The organism is Cyanothece sp. BG0011 (assembly GCF_003013815.1).
Lineage (GTDB): Bacteria > Cyanobacteriota > Cyanobacteriia > Cyanobacteriales > Microcystaceae > Crocosphaera.
In genome coordinates, this window is record NZ_PRLH01000220.1 from 1 (window position 1) to 4,298 (window position 4,298).

Genomic DNA, 4,298 nt, shown 5'->3' on the forward strand with positions numbered 1-4,298 from the left:
TTTCCCACTCTTATTCTTAATCACTTCCATCGGGAGTGTGCTTTGGTATCAACGAACAGGAAATGATATTTTCGGGGTCTTAGCGTTTGCCAGTGCTTTGGCTTGTGTTATCTGGGGACTGGTCATTTCCCATTGGTTAGTTCATATCCTGAGTTTAATTGTTTTGTTGAAATTTAGAACCCCTATTCTCAGTGCGATTCAAGTTAAGGTAAATAGTAAATAATCTCTTTTTCTCTCGATTTTCAAACTTAAAAAGCTGTTGGTAGCTCTGATGTTGTTCAGAACTCAACCAACAGCTTTTGAGTTAGCCAAGGTTTAAAGGGTGATAGGGATTATCCTTCGCCACCTTCGCCACCTTCACCACCTTCACCACCTTCTTCGGTCGCTTCGGGTTCAGTTGGGGTGGTTTCTTCGGTAGCTTCTCCGGCAGGGGCATCAGTTGGGGCAGTTGTATCAGTACCACCACCGCCACAAGCACCAAGAGAGGTTACTAAACCAAGGGTAACTAATAGTTGAACAGCTTTAGAATTCATTATGGGTTTCCTCAATTAATCGGATCTTAACTTAAAGCCTCTATTTTAAAAAAGACTGCCAAAAATTGCCAATAAATTTATCTTATAGATAACACATAAGTTGAGATAATGGAAAAACATCCACCCAGAATTCAGTATTGAAGATGATTTTGACTATCGACAACATTTTGACTGCCGAAGAACTCAAACAGTTAACCGATACTCTCTCTCAAGGCAACTTTGTTGATGGCCAAACCACCGCAGGATGGCACGCTAAGTTAGTTAAACAGAATCGTCAACTCGATAGCACCTCTCCAGATATTAAACCCTTAGAAGCATTGGTGATTAATGCCTTACAACGGAACTTATTATTTAAACTAGCGATTAATCCAAAACATATTCACTCCTTACGGTTTAGTCGCTATGAAGCGAATATGCACTATGGAAGTCATACCGATAATGCTGTGATGGGGGGTAAGCAGTTTTTTCGCTCTGATGTCTCTTTTACCTTATTTCTGAGTTCTCCTGAGAGTTATGAGGGGGGAGAGTTAATCATTGAAAAACCAGAGGGTGATCTTTCCTATAAGTTAAATGCAGGGTCAATTATTTTCTATCCTTCCACCTTTTTACATCGGGTAGAAACTGTTAAGACAGGAACTAGATTAGTGGTTGTCGGATGGATTCAAAGTTTAATCCGAGATACAGCTAAAAGAGAAATTTTGTTTGATATTGACACGGTACGGCGTTCTATTTTTGCCAAGGAAGGTAAATCCGTAGAATTTGATTTACTGGCAAAAACCCATGCTAATTTATTGCGTCAGTGGGTTGAATAGAGTTAGGCAGGGGAGCAGGGAGTTAGGGAGATTTTTTTTGTTGATGTCCAACAAGTTAATGACAAAATTAAACTAATATGGCGATTCAAAAGTGGAAAATTCTCAAGTCTAAGTTTATTATTGATAATCAATGGTGTCGGGTGAGACAAGATCAAGTTAAATTATCTGATGGCACGATTATTGATGATTATTTTGTTAATGTTCGCCCTGAAATTGCGTTAATTTTACCCATTACTCCTAATAACGAAATTGTTTTTGTCCGTCAATATCGTCATGGGGTTCAAGAAATTTTATTAGAACTGCCAGCCGGTGCTTTTGATCCTGAAAAAGAGGATAGTTTAACAGCAGCGAAACGAGAATTAGAAGAAGAAACGGGTTATATTGCTCAAGAATTAATCTTTATGAAAACTATTTATGATAATCCTGTGAAAGATGATAATAAAATCCACATTTTTTTAGGTTTGAACGTGGAAAAAAAAGGAAAAATAGAGTTAGATATTACCGAAGAAATTGAAGTCATTTTAGTTCCTCTTGATAATGTTATTGAGAAAATAATGTCACAAGAAATTTGCGTAGCTGGTACGATTGCGACAATTTTTATGGGTTTAGAATTTATTAATAATTTTCAATAATGTAAGATTATATTGGGTTTACTTTTTAACCCAACCTACTTATAAAATCACAAAAAATTTTACATTTTAATACAAATTCATACGTAATTTTACAGATTTATTCCTAAGACAAACAATATTTTCTGTATTTATTACGTCATATTTTTTGCTCAATCAATATATATTAAAAAGCAGTTTTAAAAAATTTAAGCTATTTATAACCTAGATATAAATAGCTTATGGACATTTTTGTCTTTATGGTAAATGTAAATAAAATCAATTTGTTTTGTGATTTAAATCACCTTATTGTCATTAAAAAAGATATTAAATAAATAGAGAGTTTTAAAAAAGACAAATTTTAAAACTATATCTATTAAAGCAACAAAGATTCATTTTTTTCTTCACTCTTGTTTTATTTGTGAGTCAATACTGCCATGGTTACTACCCCCTTATCTACGACTACAACCACTCAAGAAACCTCTACTTCTTGGAGTCAATTATTTCAACAATTAGAGAATCAGGGTTATATTATAGATGACTTAGTTAAAGATACCTTAGAACAACAATTAAGCAATAACCTCTTACCAATCAAAATTGAAAAAATTACCGAACAATATCTCATTTTATCTTATCAAAATACCATTGAAGCAGAGACCATTCTTAGTGCTTTTCCGATTCTTAAGAGTCTTTATGAAAGTTTAAATCTAACGCAAGATATTGTTAGCATTGAAAATCCTAGCTTAATTATTGAGAATTATCAAAATAATGAAGCTATTTTTCAACTACAAATCCCTAATTTACAAACTTCTGCTATCTCATCTCTCCTGACACAAATCGGTTTATTAGGAATCCCAGATAGTAATAATATTAACTTAAACTTAGCAGAAAATTCACTGAGTCTTACCTACTTAGGAGATGTATCTTTCTCTAATTTACTACAATCTATCCCAACTGTGGAGACTATTGCTAATGAGTTAAATTTACCTAATAATATTACCATTAGTAATCCTAGTATTACTATTAATCAATCCACTTCACAAACCCCTAATTACGATATTTCTGTCTCTCAATTACCTATTACAGAATTAACAGACTGGTTGGAAGCACAATTAATTCCTACAGAGTTATTAACCACCGTCAATAATATTGATTTACAACTATCTGATAAGGATATTAAAGTCACTTATTTAGGAGAAGTTAACCTAAGTTCTGTTATTAATACCATGACCAGAGAATTAGGTTATAATAATACTATTGAGCAAACATTAACCGTTCTTAATCCAAGTTTATTAATTCAAGAAAAAGCCGATAATACTAAGTTCTATGAATTAACCCTTTCTCAAATTCCAACTAATGAAATTACAGGATTATTAGCTAATCTAACAGAAGTTAACCTGTTCAATGAATTAGGAACATTAGGAGAGGTTGATTTAGTTGTTTCTAGTAATGGCATTGAAGTCAGTTATGATGATACCATTAATTTAGATATTGGCACAGTTATCAGTCTTAATGAAAAACCTATCTTTCTTACAATCTACCTTAGAATCTATTGTAACCGCATTAGGAGGAACAGGTACAACTTTAGCCCTAGCAGAAAGTCATATTTCACTCCTGAAAGAAGGAACAGAAACAGACGTTAATTTAACTGGATTATTTAATGGAGAAGAAATACAATTCACACAAAAAGGAAATACTTTATTATTAGGTTATGATGGCACAATAAACGCAGGTGCAATCATCAGTCATTTAGGTAATCAAATCCCTAACGTAACTGTTGATTCTGACTTATTATTAGGAATTAAAGACTTTGAAATTTATTTAGACAAAGATAATACCACTGGGAAAGTTACTGATTACAAATTAAGTATTGGTGAAATTTTAGCAGATAATATTGACGGTGATGTAGATTTAGATTTCATAGGATTACTTGGGAAATTTGGTTTTTCCCTTCCCGATTGGTTAGTTTTACCAAATATAAATTTAAGTGAATTAAACTTGGATATAGGTTTAGATTCCTTCGGTTTTACCCTAGGCAATATAGATATTTCTTCGTTACTCAATGGATTAGGATTAGGATTTAATGTAGATAATTTTACGATTAATGCCCCTAAAATTAATCTAGATTTTGCTGGGGAATTACCCTCTTATGAATTCAATATTCCTTCTCTTCCCAATTTACAATTACAAAATCTTTTTAGTGGACTAGAAATTCCCAGTTTCTTTGGGACATTAATCGGTGAATTAGGAAATTTAGATATCACAATTGGTAATGATTGGTTAAAAAATAATCTCTCTTTGATAGCATTAATCTTAGTCCCATTATTAATGATTTAGGATTAGGT

General features: G+C 32.7%; 5 protein-coding genes. 4 read left to right on the plus strand and 1 reads right to left on the minus strand.

Annotated features, from left to right (window positions below):
* Positions 1–223: hypothetical protein (locus tag C4E06_RS27080; RefSeq protein ID WP_107671412.1), on the plus strand; the 223-nt coding region annotated here is incomplete at its 5' end.
* 109 nt (positions 224–332) lie between these two features.
* On the opposite strand, the gene C4E06_RS27085 is transcribed toward C4E06_RS27080, so the two are convergent.
* Positions 333–533 (minus strand): hypothetical protein, encoded by a 201-nt coding sequence (locus C4E06_RS27085; protein ID WP_107671413.1) that lies wholly within the window; start codon positions 531–533, stop codon positions 333–335.
* A 143-nt stretch (positions 534–676) separates the two neighbouring features.
* Between C4E06_RS27085 and C4E06_RS27090 the strand changes: the two genes are divergently transcribed.
* The 3 genes from C4E06_RS27090 (at position 677) to C4E06_RS27100 (ending at position 3,596) form a co-directional block, all read left to right on the plus strand.
* Positions 677–1,345, plus strand: a complete 669-nt coding sequence (locus tag C4E06_RS27090; RefSeq protein WP_107671414.1) for a Fe2+-dependent dioxygenase — start codon at positions 677–679, stop codon at positions 1,343–1,345.
* Positions 1,346–1,422: 77 nt separating this feature from the next.
* The gene (locus tag C4E06_RS27095) at positions 1,423–1,977 is read left to right on the plus strand and encodes an NUDIX hydrolase (protein WP_107671415.1); all 555 of its coding nucleotides are present in this window, start codon (positions 1,423–1,425) and stop codon (positions 1,975–1,977) included.
* Positions 1,978–2,390: 413 nt separating this feature from the next.
* The gene (locus C4E06_RS27100) at positions 2,391–3,596 is read left to right on the plus strand and encodes a hypothetical protein (protein WP_107671416.1); all 1,206 of its coding nucleotides are present in this window, start codon (positions 2,391–2,393) and stop codon (positions 3,594–3,596) included.
* Positions 3,597–4,298: the final 702 nt, after the last annotated feature.

Coding starts and splice junctions, on each gene's coding strand:
- C4E06_RS27085 (WP_107671413.1), bottom strand. CDS start 533: ATGAATTCTAAAGCTGTTCAACTATTAGTTACCCTTGGTTTAGTAACC.
- C4E06_RS27090 (WP_107671414.1), top strand. CDS start 677: ATGATTTTGACTATCGACAACATTTTGACTGCCGAAGAACTCAAACAG.
- C4E06_RS27095 (WP_107671415.1), top strand. CDS start 1,423: ATGGCGATTCAAAAGTGGAAAATTCTCAAGTCTAAGTTTATTATTGAT.
- C4E06_RS27100 (WP_107671416.1), top strand. CDS start 2,391: ATGGTTACTACCCCCTTATCTACGACTACAACCACTCAAGAAACCTCT.